Genomic DNA, 3,021 nt, shown 5'->3' with positions numbered 1-3,021 from the left:
CCGCAGCAGCGGCCGAACCCACCCTCGGGCAAGCCGCAGGCGGAGCCGACCCCGACTGCGTCCCCGCCGACGCCGCCGGCCGAGACGGCTGAGACCAGCCCGGCCATCTCGCCGACGAATGCGCCGCGCCCCGGCAAGCGGCCAGCACCGCCCCCGCCGGCATCGCAGCAAGCTGCTGCCACGCCGACGCGATCGGCGCAGGGCCAGTCCCAGTCGGTCGACAGCGACGCGCTCGCGGCCCTGACCAGTGAATCCACCTCGACGCGGCCGAGCAACAGTCGCTCCAACCGCCCGGCCGCGCCCTCGGGCCAGAATTCGCGGTCGCGCGACATCAGCCGGGGCGACAAGCAGGCGATCGCCGGGGTTGTCGGTCGGCAGTGGAATGTGGATCGCGCGGCACAGGATATTCCCGTCGTCGAGGTTCTCGTCCGGATCGACGGCAGCGGCAAGCTGTCCTCCGTGGAACTCGCCGATCCCTCGATGCGCAGCAACGCGGCGGCTCGTGCGGCGGTGCGTGCCGTCTACGTCACGTTCGATCAATGGCCTGTCCCGCAAGGGGGGTGGCCGGACGACACCTTCCGACTCGTGTTCGACCCCAAGGACATGTTTTGACCAGCCAGGAACTGAGGTGAAGGCAATGAAACGAGGCTTCCTCCAGACCACGCTGGCCGCCCTGGCTGCGGTCGTATCCCTCTCCCTCGCGGCGACGCCGTCGCGGGCCGAGATCCGGATCGACATCAACCAGGGCGTGACCCAGCCGATGCCGATCGCGATCACCGACTTCCCGGGTGATTCCGTCGGCAGCCAGATCAGCCAGATCATCTCGGCGGATCTGCAGCGCTCCGGCCTGTTCGCGCCGATCGATCCGCGCGCCTTCACCCAGGACGCGGCGTCGCTGCAGCAGGGCCCGCGCTTCGCCGACTGGAAGGTGCTGGCGGCGCAGGCCCTGGTCACCGGCCAGGTCCGGCCGCGCGGTGACGGCCGCTTCGACGTCGACTTCCGGCTCTGGGACGTCGCCGCCGAGCAGCAGCTGACCGGCTTGACCCTGACCGGCGACAGCGCCCTGATGCGCCGCGTCGCCCACAAGATCGCGGACGAGATCTACCGCGCCGTGACCGGCGAGGACGGCTATTTCGACACCCGCATCGTCTACGTCTCCGAGACCGGGCCCGAGATCAACCGGGTCAAGCGGCTGGCGATCATGGACCAGGATGGGGCCAACCATCAGTTCCTGACCGACGGTTCCCAGCTGGTGCTGACGCCGCGCTTCTCGCCGAACACGCAGCAGATCACCTACATGGCCTATGTGAACAACAAGCCGCGGGTCTATCTGCTCGACCTCGGCAGCGGCCGGCAGGAATCGCTCGGCGACTTTCCGAACATGACCTTCTCGCCACGCTTCAGCCCGGACGGCAACCGGGTGATCTTCAGCATGGCGTCGGCCGGCAACACCGACATCTACGTCATGGACCTGCGCACCCGCTCGGCGCAGCGCCTGACCTCCGACCCCTCGATCGAGACCTCGCCCTCCTATTCCAAGGACGGGTCGCAGATCGTGTTCGAGAGCGACCGCGGCGGCGGCCAGCAGATCTACATCATGAACTCCGACGGCTCCGGGGTGCGCCGGCTCAGCTTCGGCCAGGGCCGCTACGGCACGCCGGTGTGGTCGCCGCGCGGCGACCTGATCGCCTTCACCAAGATCTCGGGCGGCCAGTTCTCGATCGGGGTGATGCGGCCGGACGGCACCGGCGAGCGCGACCTGGCTTCAGGGTTCCTGGCCGAAGCCCCGACCTGGGCGCCGAATGGCCGGGTGCTGATGTATACCGCCAGCGGCGGTGGCGGCAGCAAGCTGGTCACGGTCGACATCACCGGCCGGGTCAGCGCCGCGGTGCCGACGCCCTTCGACGCGTCCGATGCCGCCTGGTCGCCGCTGCTGCCGTGACGGCAAGCCGCGGAAATGCTAGAAATAACGCAAGAAATACCTTGCGGAGCAGGCAGTAACCTGCTTTTCCCTCAACCGCTTTCCGAATCGTAAAGTCGGATCCACGTCAGGGGCAAAATACCATGCGTCTCAAGATTGTGTCCCTCATGGGGGCTCTGCTGCTGGCCACGGCCTGCAGCTCCACCCAGAACGCCGGCACCGGTGCCGGCGCCGGCAGCCTCGGCTCCGGCGGCACCGCGGTCCCCGGCTCGCAGCAGGATCTGGCGCAGAACATCGGCGACCGGGTGTTCTTCTCGCTCAACGGCTTCGACCTGAGCCCCGAGGCGCAGGCCACCCTGAACAAGCAGGGCGGCTGGCTGCAGCAGTACCAGAGCGTCGCCGTGACCGTCGAAGGTCATGCCGACGAGCGCGGCACCCGCGAGTACAACCTCGCCCTCGGCGACCGCCGCGCCAACTCGGTGCGCAACTACCTGATCGCCAATGGCGTTGCCCCGTCGCGGGTCACCACCATCAGCTACGGCAAGGAGCGTCCGGCGGTGCCGGGCCACGACGAGTCGGCCTGGGCGCAGAACCGCCGGGCGGTCACCGTCGTCAACTGATCTCCGCCAGGTCGGCGGGCGGCGCCTTTGGTGCCTGCCCGCCGCTGGTCGGACGGTTTGCGCGCCGGACGGCGGCAGCGGCATCGCCGTTGTCGCCGTGCCCGGCGCGTCTTATTTTCGCCGCTTGGATCGGCCCAAGATCGGATCGGTCCCGTGCCCCGAACCATGGAGGTGGAGGCGACATGCCGGCTTCGCACAGGCGATGGAATATTCTTGCAGTCGCGGCGTTCGCCGTCGCGGTCCTGGCCCCGTCCGGGCCCGGCCGGGCGCAGAGCTACGAGGCCCAGCTCGAGGTTCGGGTCAGCACGCTGGAGCAGCAGATCTCGCAGCTGACCGGCCAGATCGAGCAGCTGCAGTACCAGAACCAGCAGCTCGCCGATCAGCTGAAGCGGGCTCAGGCCGACATCGAGTTCCGCCTGAACGAGCTCGAGGGCGGCGGTGGCGGCAGCACCAAGGCGGCGCCGGTCCCGGCCCCGGCCA

General features: G+C 69.0%; 3 protein-coding genes and 1 pseudogene. All 4 read left to right on the top strand.

Annotated features, from left to right (window positions below):
- Positions 1-612, top strand: a pseudogene (locus AB4Z01_RS36060) (hypothetical protein); the annotation flags it as partial.
- Between the two features lie 16 nt (positions 613-628).
- A complete protein-coding gene (tolB, locus tag AB4Z01_RS36055) occupies positions 629-1,942 on the top strand; it encodes a Tol-Pal system beta propeller repeat protein TolB (protein ID WP_441701642.1) in 1,314 nt (437 codons plus the stop codon).
- A 122-nt stretch (positions 1,943-2,064) separates the two neighbouring features.
- Positions 2,065-2,541, top strand: a complete 477-nt coding sequence (gene pal, locus AB4Z01_RS36050; protein ID WP_441701640.1) for a peptidoglycan-associated lipoprotein Pal — start codon at positions 2,065-2,067, stop codon at positions 2,539-2,541.
- 182 nt (positions 2,542-2,723) lie between these two features.
- The coding region (locus tag AB4Z01_RS36045) for a YbgF trimerization domain-containing protein (RefSeq protein WP_441701639.1) at positions 2,724-3,021 on the top strand (298 nt) is incomplete at its 3' end.

The organism is Inquilinus sp. YAF38 (genome assembly GCF_052113205.1).
Classification (GTDB): Bacteria; Pseudomonadota; Alphaproteobacteria; order DSM-16000; family Inquilinaceae; genus Inquilinus.
The sequence above is the reverse complement of the archived record's forward strand: the minus strand, read 5'-3'. Positions and strand labels throughout refer to the sequence as shown.

Coding starts and splice junctions, on each gene's coding strand:
- pal (WP_441701640.1), top strand. CDS start 2,065: ATGCGTCTCAAGATTGTGTCCCTCATGGGGGCTCTGCTGCTGGCCACG.